The organism is Nonomuraea sp. NPDC026600, from assembly GCF_040638335.1.
In the GTDB taxonomy this organism is placed as follows: Bacteria; Actinomycetota; Actinomycetes; order Streptosporangiales; family Streptosporangiaceae; genus Nonomuraea.
In genome coordinates, this window is the sequence record NZ_JBEZYD010000014.1 from 213,115 (window position 1) to 231,561 (window position 18,447).

The following is an 18,447-nucleotide window of genomic DNA, read 5'->3' on the forward strand; positions in this document are numbered from 1 at the left end:
TCAGTACAGAGATGCCTTGCCGGCCGCTTCGAAGAGGTCGATCTTCTGCGCGGCCACCACCTTCATGGCCTCGATGCACGGCGGCTGGATGGAGTTCGGCTCACGCAGGCTCTCATCGGCCAGGACTTCGCGCATCTTCATGTGGTAGGCCAGCTTGATGTCACTGGAGATATTGATCTTGTTGATACCGAGCTTGACCGACTCCGCGATCTCGTCGTCAGGGTTGCCCGAGCCGCCGTGCAGCACGAGCGGGATCTGGACCCGGTCCTTGATCTCCTTCAGCAGGTCGAGCTTGAGCTCCGGCTTCAGGGTCTTCGGGTAGATGCCGTGATAGGTGCCGATGGCCACCGCGAGACTGTCCACCCCCGTTTCCCGCACGAAGGTCACGGCGTCCGCCGGGTCGGTGTAGATGATCGCGTCGCTGCCGTCTTCGGCCTCGTTGTCGGTCTTGCCGATCGTCCCCAGCTCCGCCTCGACCGACAGGCCGACCGCGTGCGCGGTCTCAGTGACCTTCTTGGAGATCGCGATGTTGTCCTCGAAGGACTTCATCGAGGCATCGATCATCACCGAGGTGAAGCCGATCCTGATCGCGGTCAGCATTTCCTGATAGGTCGCGCCGTGATCCCAGTGAATCGCGATCGGCACGGACGAGCGGTGCGCCCGCTGGGCCATCGCGACGATCACGTCCGGTCCGAGGTGCCGTACCTCGTCGGGATGGATCCCGATGATAAGCGGCGCGTTCTTCTCTTCGCTGATGTCCACGATGCCGTTGAACATGGCGTAGTCACTGATATTGAAGGCGGGCACGGCGAAGTATTTTTCGTTCGCCACGGCCAGGAGCACCTTGCCGGTCGTCAGCATTACTGTATTTCTCCTTCTGGGTAGAAAATTATCGCTGGGGGGTGAGGTGTCAGGCCTTGACCGCACCGGAGGTGAGGCCGCCGATGAATCGCCGCTGGAAGAGAAGGAACAACACGAGCACCGGGATGGATCCCAGAATGCTCATGGCCATCATCTGATTCCACTCGTAGGAGTGCTGGCCCATCAGGAGCTGGATGCCGATGGGAACGGTTCGCATGTCGTCGGTACGAGTCAGGGTCAACGCGAACAGGTATTCGTTCCACGAGATCATGAAGGTGTAGACGCCGACGGCGACCAGCCCAGGAACCGAAATGGGCACCAGGATCCGCCAGAGAGCCGTCCAGCTCGACGCCCCGTCCACCTTGACGGATTCGTCCAATTCCCGGGGCAAGGTGTTGAAATACGCGGTCATCATGATGATCGCATAGGGCAGGGTGAACACCATGTGCGTGAGAATCAACCCCGGATACGTATTATACAGGCCGAGCGCCACCACGAGACCAAAGTAAGGAATGACGAGTGTGATTGGCGGCACAGCCTGAACGGTGACGATCACGGCGTTGATGGATCGTTTCATCGGGAAGTTGTAGCGGCTGAATCCATAAGCCGCGAGGATGGCCACGAACAATGTCAGTACCGTCACCGACAGCGCGACGATGTAACTGTTGATGAAAAACCTCAGCTGGGCCCCGTCGCCCAGGATCTTCGCGTAGGCGTCGAACGAGAAGTTCTCGGTGATCAGCCGCGGCGGAACCTGGAAGACCTCCCCATTGCTCTTGAACGACGTCGACAGCATCCACACGACTGGAAGGCCGGCGAAGGCCGCGCCGATGCACAAGGCTGTGAGCACGGCGATCTTCGCGCCTAGGCGCCGCCTTTTGCGGGTGAGCACGGGTGATCACCTCTCCTTTTGCAGGCGAACGTAGAAGAAGGCCAGAATCATCGTGAGCAGCAGCACTATGACGGCGGCGGCGGACGCGGTGGCGAACTCGTAACTGCTGAAGGCTTGCTTGTAGGTGTACGTGCTGAGCATCTCGGTGACATTCAGCGGGCCACCACCGGTGGTCATCCAGATGAGGGCGAACTGCTGAGAGGTCCAGATGAGATCGAGCACGGCCATGCTGAGGAGTACCGGTTTCAGCTGTGGCAGCGTCACATTGCGGAACTGGCGGAAAGCGGTTGCGCCGTCCACGGAGGCCGCCTCGTACAGAACGGGCGAGATGCCCTGCAACCCGGCCAGGATGCTGATCATGAAGAAGGGGAAGCCGGCCCAGATGTTGATGAAGGTCAATGCCCAGAGCGCCGTGCCCGGATCGGAGAGCCAGCCCACTTCCGCTCGCATCACGCCGATCGTGGTCAGGATGTAGTTGATCACCCCGGACGGGTCCAGCATGAGCCGCCAGATGACCGCGATCACGGCGACCGTGAAAAGCCAGGGCAGGATGTAGACAATGCGGAAGATGGCCTTCGTCACTCCGCTCAACAACGGCGAGTTGAGCATCGTCGCGAAGGCCAGCCCGAGGCCGAGGTGAGCGACAGTGCTCACGGTGATGAAGATGAACGTGTTCTTCAGCGCGGCCAGGAAGTCGGGATCGGTGAGCACCGTGGCGTAGTTGGCGAGGCCGGTGAAGACCGGATTCTGCTCGACGATCACGTTGTCCTTGAACGAATAGCTGACCACCATCGCGATGGGGATGACCATCAGAACAAAGATCAAGATCAGCGTCGGCGAGAGATAGCCGAACGGGACAACCCGCTGCCCAGGGAAAGGCCGCGCCCTTCTCCTCCGGTACGCAGAGGATTCGGGTGCCGATTTTGCGGCTCCCGGGGAGGCCGCGGGATCGAGTTTCGCGGTTTCCATCGATGTCTCCTTGGTTCGGGGCCGCGCCGCACGGTCGGCGCGGCCCACGAAGTACGGAAGGTCAGAGCACCGGCGCCCAGGCCTGTTGCGCCTTGTTGAGGGCGTCGTCGACACTCTCCTTGCCGGTGAGCACGAGTTGTAGCTGCTCATCGAAGCTACGCATCAGGTCTTCGGACTTCGGCAACCCCACGAACTCGTTGGCGGGATATCCCGCCTTGTAGATGTCGAAGGCCGTCTTGAACAGGGCGTCACTCTTGCTGAAGTCCGGCTCGGCCGTCTTGTTGCCGGGGAACCCGTTCGCCAACGTGCTCAGCTCCGAGTTCGCCTTCTTGTCCATCAAGAACTGGACCAGCTTGAACGCCTCGGCCTTGTGTTCCGAGGACTCGGCGACGCCGATGCCCCAGGACGCGTACGGGATGCCGCGCTTGCCGGTGTAGCTGTCCTCGGCCGGGATCGGCACCACCGTGAAGTTCAGCTTGGGATCGTTCTTCTTGATCAGCGTGATGTGAGCCAAGGAGTCGATCATCATGCCGACCTGACCGGTGGAGAACTTCTCGACCTTGTCCTGCTCTTTCATGGTCAGTGCTCCGGGCGCGATGACGCCCGCGTCGTTCAGGCTCTTGACGTACTCCACGGTGCTCTTGACGCCTTGGCCGGTCAGGTCGGGCTTCCCGTCCTTGGTGAGCATGCTGCCGCCCGATGCCCACAGCCATGACATCACGTCATTCTGGACACCGTTGGGAACGGCGGTGTCGAGTGGCAGGGCCCAGCCCTTGACGTTGCCGCCGATGGCGCTGATCTTCTTGGCCGCGTCCAAGAACTCCGTGCGCGTGCTCGGAGGCTTCTCGACCCCCGCCTTCTTGAGCAGATCGTTGTTGACGAACAGGGGGTAGACGAAGTTGACCACGGGGATCATGTACGTCTTCCCCTTGATCTGGATCTGGCTCGCGAGCTGGCTCGAGTCGTACTTCGCGGCTGTCATGAGCTCGGACAGGTCAGCGATGGCGCCCTGCTTGGCGAAGTCGCTCACCCATGCGCCGTCGAGGCCCACAACATCAGGCAGCGTCTTCGACGCCGCTCCGGACACCAACTGCTGCTTCGTGGACGCGTACGGGCCACTCAGCAGCTTGACCTTGATCTTCGGGTTCTGCGCCGTGAATTCCGTCATGAGCTTGTCGAACGATCCGGCCGGTAGCTCCGGCGCCCACCACTGCGCGAACTCCAGCGTGACGGTCCCGTCCCCGCTCGATCCCGCGCTTGATCCCGAGGTGGAACCACATCCCACGGCGGTGGCGCCGATCATCGCCACCGCCATCACCCCGAGTAGTCGCCTCGTCCGGCCCTGCAACCGGGTGCTGCCTCCGGTCATCGCGACCTCCTTGCTGTACAGGTGTTACCGCTCTTTGCTGGTTTCCGCCACATTAACAACGCATGACGCCACCCCACAAGACCTAATAACGCAAAACACTGCTAGAAACCGCACAGTCCGGCAAGCGAGCCGTAGAGGTGCGCTGACAGGGGAGGCTTCCGATGCCAGACTCCCAGAGTAAGCAACATCTTGCCCAGATGGGGCAGCATTATGCGGTAGTCTGCAGTTCTAGGCCTGTTTCACTCCTCTGTTGCGCTGATCCTTAGCGCGACTACCGCAGAGATGGGAGGGTCAGTGACCCTTGACGAAGAGGACCGGCAGCGCCGTCTACCTGCAGGACGTAAGGCCCAACTGGCGGCATACGTCGCAGAGACCGGACAGGTCACGGTCACCGCACTCGCCGAGCGCTTCGGCGTCTCCATCGACACGATCCGGCGGGACCTGGACCAGCTCAGCGCCGACGGCGTCCTGGTCCGCACCTATGGCGGAGCGGTCAGTCAGACGACCCTCTCCCGGGTCGACCGAGCCGTGGACGTGCGGCTCAAGATGGAAGAACGCGAGAAGGAGAGGATTGCGGGACTTGCCGCGTCGCTGGTCAAGGATGGGTCGATCATCATGATCAACGGCGGTACGACCACTCTTGCCACGGCCCGGAACCTGCGCAACCATCGGGACCTGACAGTGGTGACGAACAGTCTGCTCGTACCCCCGGCGCTGCCGCCCTCAGCCATCCGCGACGTGTACGTCTTCGGCGGCGCGGTCCGCACCCTCACGCTGGCCACCATCGGCCCCGTCAGTTTCCGGGCGTCCGACGGAGGCGAGCTGGACATCAGCTGCGATCTGGCGTTGATCGGGGTCGGCGCCGTTTCAGCGACCGCCGGGTACACGACGAGCAACCTCGCCGAGGCGGCGATGATGCGAGAGATGATCTCTCGGGCGGCGCGCGTGGCGATCCTGGCCGACTCGTCCAAGTTCGGTCGCCGGCTCTTCGCCCAGGTGTCCGAGCTCGGCGGCGCCGACTACTTCGTCACAGACTCCACCCCGCCACCTGATCTCTTGGACGCGCTGAAGGAGAACGAGGTGGAGCTGATCACGCCGGAAACCCTCGACGGCGCCCCCTACGCCAGTCAAGATCCCCAGTAGTTCGGGTGACGAGCAGGTGGCGGCCTGGTCGGTGCCGATTCGTGTCATGAACGGTCATTTCGCGGCGGCCGAGAACACCGCCCGTCTGGTCCTGACCACCGCCCGGAAGCTCCAGAAATGACCGGCTGACTCGCGTGTGACCCACAGCATCACTGGCCGTTCCCCAGGACAGGAGAACGGCCAGTCAAAGCGTCGCCGCTGGCGGCCGGATCTTCGCGGCGAATCGAGCCCAGCCGACAACTGGGGCACCACCGTCGAACGGACCGTTTCCCGGCTGGCCGGCACCCGCCGCTACGAACGCCGAGCCGACCACTTCGGTTCCTTCGTCCCTGACGCCGCCACGCTCATCTGCTACCGCCAACTCGCCGAATAAGACGACGTCCTACAATGTTTGACGGGGGGCGCCTGGTTCTCGGTGACGGGGTGGTCAAGGTGTCGGTTTCGCTGCTGGCTGTTGTCGTTGATTGTCGCGACCCGCTTCGCCAGGCCGAATTCTGGGCGCAGGCCCTGGCTTACAAGGTCAGCCGGCGCAACCCCGACGAGTTTCAGGTCAGCGACCCCGCCGGCCTCGGCGGATCACTGTATTTCATGAAGGTGCCCGAGCCCAAGGTGGGCAAGAACCGGCTACACGTGGACCTGGTGACCTCAGGCTCCATGGAGGCCGAGGTCAAGCGGCTGGTCCAGGCTGGAGCTCAGCTGGTCGAGGTGCGGCAGGATCCGGTTTCCCACGACAACCCGGACACGTGGACGGTGATGCGCGACCCGGAGGGAAACGAGTTCTGTGTGACGAGCACCTCCACCGTGACCGGCTGGCAGTGAGCGAGTGACCCGCACGAGCGTCGGCATTGCCGACGGCTCGAGTTGGGTGATGCCGAAGGGCCCGGTCGCCGGGATTGAGGCTGTGGCGCCGGTCATCTACATCAGGGTCTTGACCTGCTTTCCAGGGTGGAAAGGGTTCAGCTGTATCGGCAGCGTTGAGGCGTAACAGCTTGGAGGTCAACGATGTCCACCCCGCATCAAGACAGTGAGGCAGTGATCCCTCGCCCGCCACTGACCACCGCCGCCCTCAGGGCAGCAGTTGCCCAGATCGCTCCGGCCTACCTCAGCCAGTTTGTCGACCACCTCGACCAGGCGACAGAGCAGGCGGCGCGGCAGAGCACCGTGGCACCTCTGCAGAACTTCTTGCAGCAATGGGGGGAGTTTGTGGCGATTCAGCGCTATCCCGTCCGAGCGGCCCGCCTGCACGCATTGGAGACGGACGTCGCCACCGCAACCGACAGAGTCAAGTTGCACTCAGCCTTGGCCGAAATCAACGAGATCACGACATCCGCGCGCCGAGAGGTCGTCGGTGAGTAAGGTCACCCGATGCCGGGCCCTCCGTCGGGCCCCGGCGTAGATCTCCCTGGTTACAGCCGGTGAGTGGCAGGCATCTCCCGCAAGAGGGGCTCCACCGGCAGCGCAAAGCCCCCAATGCCCTCTCTGAACGAGGCGGGATGCTGAGATTTGCCGACCGGACGGACACTACTTCTCATAGTGATAGCGACAGGCGGCGATCATGATGGTGTCGTCGTTGACGCGGTAGACGAGCCGGTGTTCTGAGGTAATGCGCCGGGACCAGTAGCCGGACCACTCGTACTTCAGCGGCTCTGGTTTGCCGATGCCTTCGTTCTCGTTGCCGGCTACGTCGGCGATCAACTGGTTGATCCTTTTGAGGATACGTCGATCTTCTCGCTGCCAGTAGCAGTAATCCTCCCAGGCAAGTTCGTCGAAAAGCATCTTCACGGGGTGGTGTCCCCATCGACCAGTTCGCGGACGGTGCCGCCTCCGGCCTCCAGACGGGTGACCGCCTCTGACAGCCGTCTGCGGTTGACGGGAGAGGCCATCAGGTAGAGCGTCTCGCGCATCGATTCGTATTCGCGCTGCGACACCATGACGACGCCTTCTCCGCCAGGGCGGGTGATGAGAACCTCTTCCTGGTCGTCGATGACGGCGTCAAGGGTGGCGGCGTAGTTGGCCCGCGATTCGGACATGGTCATCACCTTCATGCCATCAGCGTACATGATGATGTACATCAAAGTGCGGCGGTAGATCCGCACACGGGTACGCGCAAAGATCGGACCTGCGCGCCCGCAGATGGCTCGGAGCACCAGGGCCGAGGAGATCCGCGTACCGGTCCACCCCCAGTGACATCACCCACAAAAGAGGACTTTAAGACTCCTGTTTTAGTAGGGTTGTCCTGTGTACCTCAACCGCTCCACGGACATCAGCCTCCGCATCCTCATGCTCGGCGCGACCCGCGACGACCTGCTCACCATTGACGAGCTGGCCGAATCCCTCGTCGTACCCCGGCACCACCTGGCCAAGGTGGTGCAGCGCCTGCAGCACCTGGGCCTGCTGGAGACCATCCGTGGTCGAAGCGGCGGTGTACGCCTCGCTGCCACAGCCCGCACCGCCTCGATCGGCGGCCTCATTCGCGAACTGGAGGGCGGGACCGAGGTCGTCGACTGCGACGGCGACCCCATCTGCCCGCTCAGCCGAGGCTGCCTGCTGCGCGGAGCTCTACGCCGCGCGCAGGAGGCGTTCTACGCCAGCCTCGACCCGCTCACGGTCGGGGACCTGACCGCGCCGCCGACCCAGCAGGTGCTGCTGAGCCTCGGCCGTCGCTGATCCGCCACCTATCCCCGCACCTGGAGGAACAAGTGCTTTCCGCAACCAGCGTCCCGATCGTCAAGGCGACTCTTCCCGTCGTCGGCGAGCACCTCGACACCATTTCGGGCGTCTTCTACGACACGATGCTCGGCGAGAACACTGATCTGCTCAACCTGTTCAGCCGCAGCGCGCAGGCGACCGGCGAGCAGAAGCACGCGCTGGCCGGTGCGGTCACCGCGTTCGCCGGGCACCTGATCGGCGCCGGCCCGGACGCCCCGGTCTTCGACCACATCGTGGAGCGCATCGCACAGCGGCACTGCGCCCTGGGCATCCGCCCGGAGCAGTACACGGTCGTCGGCAAGTACCTTCTGGGTGCGGTCGGCACCGTGCTCGGTGACGCGGTCACCCCGGCGATCGCCGCCGCCTGGGACGAGGTGTACTGGTTGTTCGCCGCCCGGCTGATCGGCCACGAGGCGCGCCTCTACGCCGAGGCCGGCGTGAACAGCGCCACCCCGTGGCGGGAATACGTCGTGGCGAACAAGATCACCGAGGCGCATGACACGGTGTCGTTCATCCTCACGCCGGCCGACAGCCGCACTGCCCCCGGCTTCCTGCCCGGCCAGTACGTCACCGTCGCCGCCGACCTACCCGACGGCACCACTCAGTTGCGGCAGTACTCCCTCTCGCAGGCGGCCGCCGCCGGCATGCTGCGGATCACCGTACGCAGGGTGCGCGGTATTGACGGCACCCCGGACGGCGTGGTCTCCGGCTTCCTGCACGACCACGTGGGTATCGGCGATCGGCTGCGGCTGAGCCACCCGTACGGCGAACTCACGCTGCGCGCCGGCGAAGCACCACTGGTCCTGGTCAGCGCGGGCGTCGGCATCACCCCGATGGCCGCCATCCTGGACCATGTCTCGCGCACCCAGCCCACACGCGACGTCACAGCGGTGCACGCCGACCGCAGCATGGAACGCCACCCACTACGCGCCGACATGATCACCAACGGCTCCCGACTGCTTTCCTTCCGCAACCTCGTCTGGTACGAGCAGACTGTCTCGGACGCCCCGGACGCCTTCACCGGGTTCATCGACACTGACGCGATCCCACTGCACCCCGCCGCGGATGTCTACCTGTGCGGTCCAGTGCCGTTCATGCAGATGGTCCGGGCCGGCCTGCACCGCCGCGGCGTGCCGGACGAGCGGATCCGCTACGAGGTCTTCGGCTCCGAACAGTGGCGTCCGGCCCCCGTGCCGACGCCGGCCTGACCGTACTGGAGGCGAAAGCCACCAAGGAAGATACGGCGTGATTGCCCGGATCGAGCACCCCACGCTCATGCCCGCCGGAGCAAGCGCAACACCCTCACCAGACTCGGGAAGTCGAGGCAGAGAGTCCTCATCAGGACAGCTTGGTTCTGCCGTTCCTGGCCTGCTGGCGGCACTATGTCGCACGGGTTCATGCGCTGAGCTGCGGTCTCGGCGACTTCGACGACCGGCCGTACAGTTCCCGGTAGACCTCGCGCAGTTCGACGGCTTCGGCCAGGCCGTGCTCCTCGACGCCCGCGATGACCTCCTTGGCCCGCCAGTAGTTCGAGGGCACCAGCAGACCGCTCATGACCGCCTGGCGGGTGATGTGGCCGGCCTCTCCCGGCTCGTCCGTGGCGAGCAAGGCCAAGGCCAGATCCAGGCGCGCCGACGCAGCTCGACGGGGGCGCGGACCACCGTCCTCGGCGGACTCCAATCGTGCAAGGACCTGCCTCGCGTAGTCCACCGCCGCGGGATCGCCCAGCCATGAGAGCGTCGTCGCGGTGTAGGCCTCGCTCTTGGCGGGGTCGTAGCGAAAGTGGTGCTCTGGCCGGTCGGGCATGGGCATGGGAGAGACCATCCGCTGAATCCGGGTGAGCGCTGCCCTGGTCTCGGTTCCCTTCCCCATCCGGGCCCACGCCCGGCCTTCCTGCCCGCTCGCCTGGATGTAGGCCGAGCTTCCGCGGGGGGCGACGTCTTGCGCTCCCTGGGCGAGGATCATGGCGTGCTGGTACTCGCTCTCGGTGAGGGCCTGCCACGCCTCCGTTTCCAGGCACCACGCCTTGATCTCGGGGTGCTCGGCGTGGTCGGCCAACTGGCCCGCGGTCCGCAGGCGTGCCGCGGCGGCGGGGTATTGGCGCAAGTCGATGTGGCAGGTGGCCGCGAGCAGTGACAGCCAGCCGCCGGCCACGAGCAGGCGTCGATGCTCGGCGAGGGTCTTCTTGCCGTCGACGAGCCGCACCACGTACTCCAGGTGCCGCCTCACACGCCCGAGTAGCTGGGCCGGCGGTGTGCGGGGGTAGGCCGACGCCAGATCATCCACGGCGAGCTCCAGTCGTTCCAGAGCTTCCCGGCCGACGTCGCTGGCCCCTGCCTGACGGGCGAGCTCGATCGCGTCGATCTCGTCGCCGAGGTACGTTTCTTCATCCTCTTCGTTGAAGAGGGCTTGTTCGCTCAACCCGTACACGCGGCAGTACAGCTCGGCGTACTCGTCCTCCGGCCGGTGCTTGCCGCACTCGTGGTCCCGGATCCTGCGCACCATGCTCTCGGGCTCGGGCAATACCCTGTCGGCGACCCTGGACAGTCGCGCCGCGAGATCCCGTTGAGACCATCCTCGCGTGGTCCGCTCGGTGCGTAGCCGACCGGCCCAGGCCGGAACCTTGCTCATCGCGCGCACACCTCCGGGGGACGGGCGGACACAGGCGGATAGCCGGGTGCGCCTCCGGTGTCCTCTCCCGGAGTCTTACCACGGGCGACTGTGATGGAAGCGTGCACCGGGACACGAACAACCACCGCGCGATGACCGACGTCGAACTGCACGCGCTCATCCAGACCTCAGAACCGAACGTCCGCCAGGTCATCGCCGAAGCCGCACTTGTACTGGACCTGCGCGGCCGCCAGCTCTCGGTGCTCCGCAACACCTATCCGGGCTGGGACATCCACTACGAGAGCAATGCGTCCGGGCAGATGTGGTGGACGGCCGAGCTGCGCCGGACGCTCACCCTGGAGATGGCAACGGCAGGCATCATGCGAACCGTCAGGCAGGAGAACGCCATCGCGCTCGCGTCCACACTGGCCTGGCAATCAGCTCTTCTGCACAGCACGAGGCCACCGCACGCCCCACCCACCGGCGACACCGCATGACCACCGGACCCGAGCGCTGCAACGACTGCGGGCAGGACGTGTTCAGGTGCTACCTGCTCGATCACGGACGCCTCAAAATCGACCTCGACCTCGAACCGGTCGTCGGCGGCGATTACATCTACTGGAACCCCACCTACGGGAACGGCCAGCACTGGCTTGCCGCCTACCGGCCGACCAAGGTATCTCCGCCACTGAACATGCCCAAGCCGGACACCAAGCAGTGGGACGGAAAGCAAGCCGCGAACGAACGCCCGTGGTTCGTGCAGCACGTGTGTGGGTTGACGGCCGCACAAATCGTCCAGGAGCGGCGCCATCGGAAGGGCGCATAGACCGCCCCCAGTCGGCGTCGCAGGAAGTGGAGGGGCGTCGACGTTGTTGCTGTTCTGTCGGCCAAGGTAAGCGGTGGCGTGCGACTTGGTCCAGGAGCTACAACAGCAACAGGGGATCGCCGTTCCGTCCGGCGACCAGGCGTGATCCCGTGGCAAACCCGAGCCATCTCGGCGAGGAGTACCACGGTGTCCATCCGCTGGCCCTGCAGGCTGGCTACAAGCGCGTGGCTTGGCAGCAGTGCGATCAGCGCACCACACGGGTACGTGTCCGCGACCACACCTGCGAATGTCAGTCGATCGTCTACGAGTTGTGCCAGGCAGGCGGCTTGATGTTCGTCCGGCGTTTCTACCGCTGCGATGGTGTGCTCGAACATCAAAGCGAGTGGGTGCGCGCCCCTGCGGCCGCACGGCTGTGGTCACGCATTCTGCTGGGGCAGGCTCGATGAACAGATGAACAGCCGACCTGGCCCGTGTTCACCTGATCCGGTCTGGTCAGCTACGACGGCTCAGGAACTTCGCCTGCCAGTCGAAGAGTCTGATGGGCGGCTTCAGCCCCGCCTGGTGCCAGACGGTCAACGCCCCAGGGAGCGCGGGGCCCTCACCGGCGGCCCCCGCGCCCCGGTCACCCTGTTTCGCTGAACGCCTCACGCAGAAACGACAAGGCCTTCTCACACTCTTGCGCAAGGGAACCGTGTTGGCCTGATTCCAGCCAGAAGGTGACGGCGACGCGCATGGCGTCGGTGACGGCATGGGTGACTACGTGCGCGCGTAGTTCGGCGTCGCGTGTCCGGGGTCCATCAGCGAGGAGTGCCGACACGAAGTGCTCCTGACCTCCGCGCCAGACGAGCTGGAACATCCGCGCCTGAAGCGCCGGCACAGCTTGGACCAGCCTGTATCCCCGCTTTTGTCGAGCCGGGTCGCCGGCGGTCAGACCGGCGAGCATCGCCCGCGCCACGAAGTCGACGTCGTTCTCCCCCGGGCGTCGCTCGAACAGTGCGTTACGGGTCGCCACCCCGATGTCCTGTCCGCCGAGGAGCACGTCCTCCTTGGCCGGGAAGTACCGGTAGAAGGTCCGTGGCGATACGTCTGCCGCTGCCGCGATCTCCTCCACCGACACGGCGTCATAGCCCTTCCCCTCGAAGAGGCTTAGGGCGACATCAATGATCGCGTCCTGGGTGCGCCTCCTCTTGCGTGCGCGCAAACCCTCCGCGTTGCCAGCCGTCACGCCGCCCAGCGTAACCCTTGACCTGACACGGACGCCAAATGGCAGAGTTGCCAATTGGCAGATGTGCCACTAATCTCTGAAGCATGCAGCTCACAGACGTGATCAATCAGTTCCACCAGGCGTATAGTGACCACGACATCGATGCCTTGCTGGCGTTTGTGGCCGAGGACGTGACCATCCAGTTCCCGACCAGCCCAGAGTCGATCCGGGGGAAGGACAGCATCAGGCCGGTCTGGTCGATGGTGTTCGACACTGTCATCCCGGACGTCCGCCAAGAAATACTGGCGAGCGTGACGCAGGGCCGAGCGGCGGCGTGCGAGTTCATCGAAACCGGCACGCTCGCCGTGCCATCCAGCGTGGCTGAGTCATTGGGTCTGGCCTCGGGCGGCCGGCCTTACTCGATGAGGATGGCGTCGTTCTTCGAGTTCGATGACGAAGGTCTGATCGAGAGCATCCGCTCCTACTGGGACACCGGGAGCTTCGCCGACCAGATCGGGATCGACATCAGCGTCATCCGATCCCTGCAGGCACGCGCGCACGCGGCTTAAGGCCGCCGTCCACGTCGACAGATGTAGAGAGGCGCAGTGGCCTCTACTTGGCGTGAACTCCCGTCGCCCAATAGATCATTTGAGCCAGGTGAGCCCGCGTTTGGTGCCGAACGTGTACGCCACGCGTCCTTGGAGGAAAGGACAAAGGCGCTCAAGCGGCTCGGAAAAGAGACCACTCAGCGGTTGATGTATCCGTTGATGCGAAAACCCCGAACCGTGATCATGGTTCGGGGTTTTCGCTGGTCACAAGATGGTCAGGGTCGGGGTCGAACCGCCGACCTTCCGCTTTTCAGCCAGACGGTCAACGTCAGGGGTGCGCGAGGGGCCGGGGCCCCTTGCTGGGGTTTGGGGCGGAGCTCCAATAAGCACAGTCTGAGCGCAGCGAAGCCGATGCCTGTAAGCCGGGAACTGCCTGAGCGCAGCGAAGACCGTGCTTGTGGGGCTGAGCGTGGTGGAGGGTGGGGTTGGGGGATGATTGGCTGTGTTGAGGACTGAATGAGGAGGGCACCGGTGACCCGTCAGATCGTCTCCGTTGTGGGTGGTAAGGATGCCGCCGGCACCGACACCTACGAATCGACCAACCCCGCGCGCATCACCGAGGTCGTCGCCCGCGTCGGCCTGGCCGATGCCCAGACCTTCGCCGACGCCTGCCGCACCGCCAAGGAGGCTCAGCGGGAGTGGGCCAAGGTTCCGGCCCCGGTGAGAGGGCGGGTGATCGCGTCGATCGGGCGGCTGGTCGAGGCCAATGCCGAGGCTCTGGCTCACCTCGTCACGCAGGAGATCGGCAAGCCGTACGCCGAAGCCCTGGGCGAGGTGCGGGAGATCGTTGACACGTGTGACTTCTTCCTCGGCGAGGGCCGCCGCCTGTACGGGCAGACCGTGCCGTCGGAGATGCCGGACAAGAAGCTGTTCACCTTCCGCAACCCCGTCGGGGTGGCGGCGGTGATCACCGCCGGCAACTTCCCGGTCGCGGTGCCGTCCTGGTATCTGGTTCCGGCGCTGCTCTGCGGCAATGCCGTGGTGTGGAAGCCGGCCGAGTACGCGGCGGCGTCCGCGCATGCGATGTACCAGCTGTTCGCCGCCGCGGGGCTGCCCGACGGGGTGCTGAACATCGTGTTCGCCGATGGCGTCCAGACCTTCCGGGGGCTGGAGCGGGCGCTGGAGGAAGGCACGGTACACAAGGTCGGGTTCACCGGGTCCAGCGAGGTGGGCAGGAAGATCGGGGAGCTCACCGGGCGGCACCTGCAGGCGGCCTGCCTGGAGCTGGGCGGGAAGAACCCGATGGTGATCATGCCGGACGCCGATCTCGATCTGGCCGTCGAGGGGGCGTTGTTCTCCGGGTTCGGTACGGCCGGTCAGCGCTGCACCAGCCTCGGCACGGTCATCGTGCATGAGAGCGTGCACGAGGAGTTCGTCGAGCGGTTCGCCCAGGCCGTACAGGATGCCAAGATCGGCGACCCGGAGCAGGACGTGCTGGCGGGCCCGCTGCTCGACCAGAAGTTCGCGGATCGGTACGAGGAGTACCTGACCTGGATCCAGCCTCACCACCGGGTCGTGTCAGGAAATGTCGGGAGAATAACCAACCAGAGCCCGCGCCGCGACTTCACCGGCGACGACGGCCTCTATTACCACCCCGTCGTGGTCGATGGGGTCAAGGCCACCGACCAGTTGTTCCTGGAGGAGACGTTCGGGCCCATCGTGGGCGTGACGACGTTCGAGACGCTCGACGAGGCCATCGAGCTGGCCAACCTGCCCGGCTACGGCCTGTCCAGCTCGATCTACACCACCGACGCCAGGCACGCGTGGAAGTTCCGCGAGGGCATCTCCGCCGGCATGGTCAGTGTCAACAACTCGACCTCCGGCGCCGAGGCGCACCTGCCCTTCGGCGGCAACGGCAAGTCCGGCAACGGCAGCCGCCAGTCCGGTATCTGGGTGCTCGACCAGTTCACCCGCTGGCAGGCGATGAACTGGGACCACTCCGGCCGCCTGCAGAAAGCCCAGATGGACGTCGTGGACATCGCACCGGATATGAGTTTCCGGCTCTAGATCTTTCTACCTTGGAGGAAGAAAGCCACCCTGCCGGGAAGCGCAGGCTTCCCGGCGAGTGATGGCCGTGTCACGATATCGGCGCCTTCGATTACAGGGAGAAGCCGATGTGTGACGATCCGACACCGTTAACCACGGCACGGATACCCAAGACCAAACGGACACTCCGGCTGCGGGCAGGCTTCCCCTGCCGCTGGAGCGTGTGGAGCGCCAACGGCAAGGGCTGGTTCCCGCGCGACACCCCACCGGCGCGCGACCTCGACGGCGTGCCGTACTTCCACGGCGACGATTTGGTACTCGACGTCCCGCGCGAGCTGCTGACGATCAGGGCGGCCAGGGGCATGGAGTACGACTCGGCGGAGACCACGCTCGTGCCCGGCGACGGCGAGACGCTGGTCGAGCTGGCTCCGCAGCGCATCTACGACGCGGCGGCCCGCGGCTGGTACGGCGGTGACCTGCACGTCCACCTCAACCGGCCGCCCCGGTGGGTGGCCGACTCGCAGCACGGCGAGGACCTGCACGTGATCAATCTGCTGCCGGGCGCCGAGGGGGACAAGGAGGCCGTCGAGCGCTGGTCGGGCCGCGATCTGCCCTGGTCGGACGAGACGCACGTGGCCAGGGTGGACCTCGCCCACCACGCGCTCGGCCCCGAAAAGTGCCACGACACGGTGCGGAAGCTGCGCGAGCGCGGCGCGCTCATCGGCTACGCCAACGCCTTCCACGGCCCGGTCGAGACGCCCGAGCAGCTCATCGGCGCGGGCGATCCGGAGTACGACGCCCGGTTGTCGGTGGTCGACGCGGCGCTGGGCCTGGTCGACAGCTTCTGTTCGGCGATCGGCTCGGACCGCGCCTACCGCAGGCTGATCGGCGCGGGCAACCGTGTCGCCGCCGTCGCCGGTACGGCCCAGCGGCTCGGGCCGATCGGGCGCGAGCGCACGTACGCGCACGTGGACGGGCGGCTGACCGCCGAGTCCTACGCCGACGCGGTACGGCACGGCCGTACGTTCGCCACGACTGGACCGTTCCTCGAGCTGTCGGTCGAGGGCCACGGCCCCGGCGCCACGCTCGACCTGACTCCCGGCAGCAGGGTGCGGGTCACCGGGCGGGTGATCGGGCCGCTGGTGGAGAAGGTGCGGCTGCTGACCGCCGACGGCGAGCTGGCCGCAGGGCCGCCCGGCGAGGTGACGGCGGAGCTGGCGGTGATCTGGCCGACCTACGTGGTGGCGGTCGCCGAGGGCGGCGGCCAGGTACGGGCGCACACGAGCCCGGTCTATCTGGACGTCGAGAGCCGGCGGGTGGCCAGGGAGGAGGACGTGACCTTCTGCCTGCGCTGGCTGGAGCTGCTGGAAGAGCTCGTCAGGGACCGGGTGAGCGCCGAATATCTGGCGGTCATGCAGGAGGCCCGGAGGGTCTACCAGTCCCGCCTGGCGTGAGAAACGGAGGAACGCGAGCCCATATCGGGGGTGCCCGCGTTCCTCCGTTCATTTCACGACAGGGGTCGCTTCACGACAGGGGGTCAGACCTGGCCGGCCTTCTCCAGGGCCGAGCAGCAGGTGTTCACCATCAGGCGGGTGACCACGTACGGGTCGATGTTGGCGTTGGGGCGGCGGTCCTCGATGTAGCCCTTCTGGTCCACCTCGACCTGCCACGGGATGCGCACGGAGGCGCCGCGGTTGGAGACGCCGTAGCTGTACTTGTTCCACGGGGCGGTCTCGTGGGCGCCGGTCAGGCGGCTCTCGATGCCCACGCCGTACTGGGTGATGTGCTCCATCGGCTTGTCGCCCTCGCCGAGCGCCTCACAGGCGGTGATGATGGGCTCGTAACCCTCGCGCATGGCCTTGGTGGAGAAGTTGGTGTGCGCACCGGCGCCGTTCCAGTCGCCACGGGCGGGCTTGGCGTCGAGCGTGGCCTCCACGCCGAACTCCTCAGCCGTACGGTAGAGCAGCCAGCGGGCGATCCACATGTGGTCGGAGACGTCCAGCGGACTGGCCGGGCCGATCTGGAACTCCCACTGACCCGGCATGACCTCGGCGTTGATGCCGGAGATCGAGAGGCCGGCGGCGAGGCAGCGGTCGAGGTGGAGCTCGACGATCTCGCGGCCGAAGATGGCGTCGGCGCCGACACCGCAGTAGTAGGGGCCCTGGGGGGCGGGGAAGCCGCCCTCGGGGAAGCCCAGCGGGCGGCTGCCCTTGAAGAAGGTGTACTCCTGCTCGATACCGAACCACGACTCCTGGTCGGCGAACTGCTCGGCGATCGGGCGGAGCAGGGCACGGGTGTTGCTCTTGTGCGGAGCGCCGTCGATCTCCTCGACCTCGCACAGGACCAGCACGCTGGTGCCGCCGCGGATCGGGTCGGGACAGGTGAAGACCGGACGGAGCACGCGGTCCGACGAGTGACCCTCCGCCTGGTTCGTGCTGGAGCCGTCGAAGCCCCAGACCGACGGCTCGGCTCCGTCAGCGAGGATCTTCGTCTTCGAGCGCAGCAGTGCGGTGGGCTCGGTGCCGTCGATCCAGATGTACTCAGCCTTGTAGCTCACGTCGGTCCTTTCAGGATGTCTCACAGCCACGCCGAGTCTTCCGGCTGACCATTTCCCGGTTTTTGCCCGCATGTGAACGTCGTGTTAATCAACCCGGGTACGAGGGGCGATCCCCCAGTCCATGCGATCATTTGTTACAAAGGGGGATGTAGTGACCATTGATCTCGACGAGGCCCGCAGGCCACGCGGAACCAAGCACGACCCAGAGGCGCTCACGCCGGCGCAGCGGCAGCTCGGCCGGCATCTGGTCGACGTGCACGACGGCTACCGCCAGGAGATGCGGCAGGTGCGGGACGCGCTCGACCAGGTCGCCGCGGGCGCCCTCGACGCCGCCGCGCTGCGGTCGATGATCAATCGGCTGACCATGCGTCAGAACTACTGGACGCTGGGCGCGTTCTGCGCGACGTTCTGCCGGTTGGTGACCGTGCACCACACGATCGAGGACGAGGCCATGTTCCCGGCGATACTCAAGCGGGACGACTCGCTCGAGCCGGTGATCGAGAAGCTCAAGGAGGAGCACGAGGTCATTGCCGCGCTGCTGACCCGGCTCGACGAGGCCTGCGTGGAGCTGGTGGCCGGCGACACCGGCCTCGACCGGGTACGGGCCGAGGCCGAGCGGCTGTCCGCCGTCCTGCTCTCGCACTTCGCTTATGAAGAGGAGGAGCTGGTCGAGCCGATCGGCCGACTCGACGTGCGCATCTAACCCTCCGCAT

Annotated in this window: 21 protein-coding genes and 1 pseudogene; 13 read left to right on the forward strand and 9 right to left on the reverse strand. The window is 65.5% G+C overall.

Annotation, left to right across the window (positions count from 1 at the left end):
* The 4 genes from AB0F17_RS30470 to AB0F17_RS30485 all read right to left on the reverse strand — a co-directional run bounded on the left by AB0F17_RS30470 (nt 1) and on the right by AB0F17_RS30485 (nt 4,091).
* Nucleotides 1-861: a ketose-bisphosphate aldolase gene (locus AB0F17_RS30470; RefSeq protein ID WP_358029729.1), complete on the reverse strand. Its 861-nt coding sequence runs from the start codon at nt 859-861 to the stop codon at nt 1-3.
* 49 nt (nt 862-910) lie between these two features.
* Entirely contained in the window at nt 911-1,753 is an 843-nt protein-coding gene (locus AB0F17_RS30475) for a carbohydrate ABC transporter permease (RefSeq protein WP_358029732.1), read from the reverse strand.
* Nucleotides 1,754-1,759: 6 nt separating this feature from the next.
* Nucleotides 1,760-2,722 carry a sugar ABC transporter permease gene (locus AB0F17_RS30480; RefSeq protein WP_358029735.1) on the reverse strand — a complete coding sequence of 321 codons (963 nt, stop codon included), beginning with the start codon at nt 2,720-2,722 and terminating at the stop codon, nt 1,760-1,762.
* A 61-nt stretch (nt 2,723-2,783) separates the two neighbouring features.
* Nucleotides 2,784-4,091: a sugar ABC transporter substrate-binding protein gene (locus AB0F17_RS30485; protein ID WP_358029738.1), complete on the reverse strand. Its 1,308-nt coding sequence runs from the start codon at nt 4,089-4,091 to the stop codon at nt 2,784-2,786.
* Between the two features lie 294 nt (nt 4,092-4,385).
* Between AB0F17_RS30485 and AB0F17_RS30490 the strand changes: the two genes are divergently transcribed.
* From AB0F17_RS30490 to AB0F17_RS30505, 4 genes and pseudogenes are all read left to right on the forward strand, one after another.
* Nucleotides 4,386-5,234 (forward strand): DeoR/GlpR family DNA-binding transcription regulator, encoded by an 849-nt coding sequence (locus tag AB0F17_RS30490; RefSeq protein ID WP_358029741.1) that lies wholly within the window; start codon nt 4,386-4,388, stop codon nt 5,232-5,234.
* 253 nt (nt 5,235-5,487) lie between these two features.
* Nucleotides 5,488-5,607: pseudogene (locus AB0F17_RS30495) on the forward strand (IS5/IS1182 family transposase); the annotation flags it as partial.
* Nucleotides 5,608-5,657: 50 nt separating this feature from the next.
* Nucleotides 5,658-6,053 (forward strand): VOC family protein, encoded by a 396-nt coding sequence (locus AB0F17_RS30500; RefSeq protein ID WP_358029743.1) that lies wholly within the window; start codon nt 5,658-5,660, stop codon nt 6,051-6,053.
* 183 nt (nt 6,054-6,236) lie between these two features.
* The gene (locus AB0F17_RS30505) at nt 6,237-6,590 is read left to right on the forward strand and encodes a hypothetical protein (RefSeq protein ID WP_358029747.1); all 354 of its coding nucleotides are present in this window, start codon (nt 6,237-6,239) and stop codon (nt 6,588-6,590) included.
* Nucleotides 6,591-6,755: 165 nt separating this feature from the next.
* Here AB0F17_RS30505 and AB0F17_RS30510 read toward each other — a convergent pair whose 3' ends face one another.
* The gene (locus tag AB0F17_RS30510; RefSeq protein WP_358029750.1) at nt 6,756-7,016 is read right to left on the reverse strand and encodes a Txe/YoeB family addiction module toxin; all 261 of its coding nucleotides are present in this window, start codon (nt 7,014-7,016) and stop codon (nt 6,756-6,758) included.
* Complete coding sequence (locus tag AB0F17_RS30515) at nt 7,013-7,279, reverse strand: type II toxin-antitoxin system prevent-host-death family antitoxin (RefSeq protein ID WP_358029753.1); 267 nt, start codon at nt 7,277-7,279, stop codon at nt 7,013-7,015. The genes AB0F17_RS30510 and AB0F17_RS30515 overlap by 4 nt, the downstream gene beginning before the upstream one ends.
* 193 nt (nt 7,280-7,472) lie before the next feature.
* Here AB0F17_RS30515 and AB0F17_RS30520 point away from each other — a divergent pair, with 193 nt between their 5' ends.
* Nucleotides 7,473-7,901, forward strand: a complete 429-nt coding sequence (locus AB0F17_RS30520; protein ID WP_358029757.1) for an Rrf2 family transcriptional regulator — start codon at nt 7,473-7,475, stop codon at nt 7,899-7,901.
* Nucleotides 7,902-7,933: 32 nt separating this feature from the next.
* Nucleotides 7,934-9,151 (forward strand): globin domain-containing protein, encoded by a 1,218-nt coding sequence (locus AB0F17_RS30525; protein WP_358029760.1) that lies wholly within the window; start codon nt 7,934-7,936, stop codon nt 9,149-9,151.
* A 187-nt stretch (nt 9,152-9,338) separates the two neighbouring features.
* Here AB0F17_RS30525 and AB0F17_RS30530 read toward each other — a convergent pair whose 3' ends face one another.
* Nucleotides 9,339-10,574 (reverse strand): helix-turn-helix transcriptional regulator, encoded by a 1,236-nt coding sequence (locus tag AB0F17_RS30530; protein WP_358029763.1) that lies wholly within the window; start codon nt 10,572-10,574, stop codon nt 9,339-9,341.
* Nucleotides 10,575-10,675: 101 nt separating this feature from the next.
* Between AB0F17_RS30530 and AB0F17_RS30535 the strand changes: the two genes are divergently transcribed.
* The 3 genes from AB0F17_RS30535 (at nt 10,676) to AB0F17_RS30545 (ending at nt 11,825) form a co-directional block, all read left to right on the forward strand.
* Nucleotides 10,676-11,050 (forward strand): hypothetical protein, encoded by a 375-nt coding sequence (locus tag AB0F17_RS30535; RefSeq protein ID WP_358029764.1) that lies wholly within the window; start codon nt 10,676-10,678, stop codon nt 11,048-11,050.
* Nucleotides 11,047-11,379, forward strand: coding sequence for a hypothetical protein (locus AB0F17_RS30540; protein ID WP_358029766.1), 333 nt, complete (start codon nt 11,047-11,049; stop codon nt 11,377-11,379). Before AB0F17_RS30535 ends, AB0F17_RS30540 begins: the two co-directional genes overlap by 4 nt.
* 149 nt (nt 11,380-11,528) lie before the next feature.
* The gene (locus AB0F17_RS30545; protein ID WP_358029769.1) at nt 11,529-11,825 is read left to right on the forward strand and encodes a hypothetical protein; all 297 of its coding nucleotides are present in this window, start codon (nt 11,529-11,531) and stop codon (nt 11,823-11,825) included.
* Between the two features lie 176 nt (nt 11,826-12,001).
* On the opposite strand, the gene AB0F17_RS30550 is transcribed toward AB0F17_RS30545, so the two are convergent.
* Nucleotides 12,002-12,604 (reverse strand): TetR family transcriptional regulator, encoded by a 603-nt coding sequence (locus AB0F17_RS30550; protein ID WP_358029772.1) that lies wholly within the window; start codon nt 12,602-12,604, stop codon nt 12,002-12,004.
* Between the two features lie 83 nt (nt 12,605-12,687).
* Between AB0F17_RS30550 and AB0F17_RS30555 the strand changes: the two genes are divergently transcribed.
* The 3 genes from AB0F17_RS30555 (at nt 12,688) to AB0F17_RS30565 (ending at nt 16,631) form a co-directional block, all read left to right on the forward strand.
* On the forward strand, nt 12,688-13,152 hold the full coding sequence (locus tag AB0F17_RS30555; RefSeq protein WP_358029775.1) for a nuclear transport factor 2 family protein: 465 nt from the start codon (nt 12,688-12,690) through the stop codon (nt 13,150-13,152).
* Between the two features lie 510 nt (nt 13,153-13,662).
* Nucleotides 13,663-15,198, forward strand: coding sequence for an aldehyde dehydrogenase family protein (locus tag AB0F17_RS30560; protein ID WP_358029778.1), 1,536 nt, complete (start codon nt 13,663-13,665; stop codon nt 15,196-15,198).
* Between the two features lie 107 nt (nt 15,199-15,305).
* A complete protein-coding gene (locus AB0F17_RS30565) occupies nt 15,306-16,631 on the forward strand; it encodes a CehA/McbA family metallohydrolase (RefSeq protein ID WP_358029781.1) in 1,326 nt (441 codons plus the stop codon).
* Nucleotides 16,632-16,714: 83 nt separating this feature from the next.
* On the opposite strand, the gene glnII is transcribed toward AB0F17_RS30565, so the two are convergent.
* Nucleotides 16,715-17,734 (reverse strand): glutamine synthetase, encoded by a 1,020-nt coding sequence (gene glnII / locus AB0F17_RS30570; protein ID WP_358029784.1) that lies wholly within the window; start codon nt 17,732-17,734, stop codon nt 16,715-16,717.
* Nucleotides 17,735-17,885: 151 nt separating this feature from the next.
* Here glnII and AB0F17_RS30575 point away from each other — a divergent pair, with 151 nt between their 5' ends.
* A complete protein-coding gene (locus tag AB0F17_RS30575; protein ID WP_358029787.1) occupies nt 17,886-18,437 on the forward strand; it encodes a hemerythrin domain-containing protein in 552 nt (183 codons plus the stop codon).
* Nucleotides 18,438-18,447 lie beyond the last annotated feature (10 nt).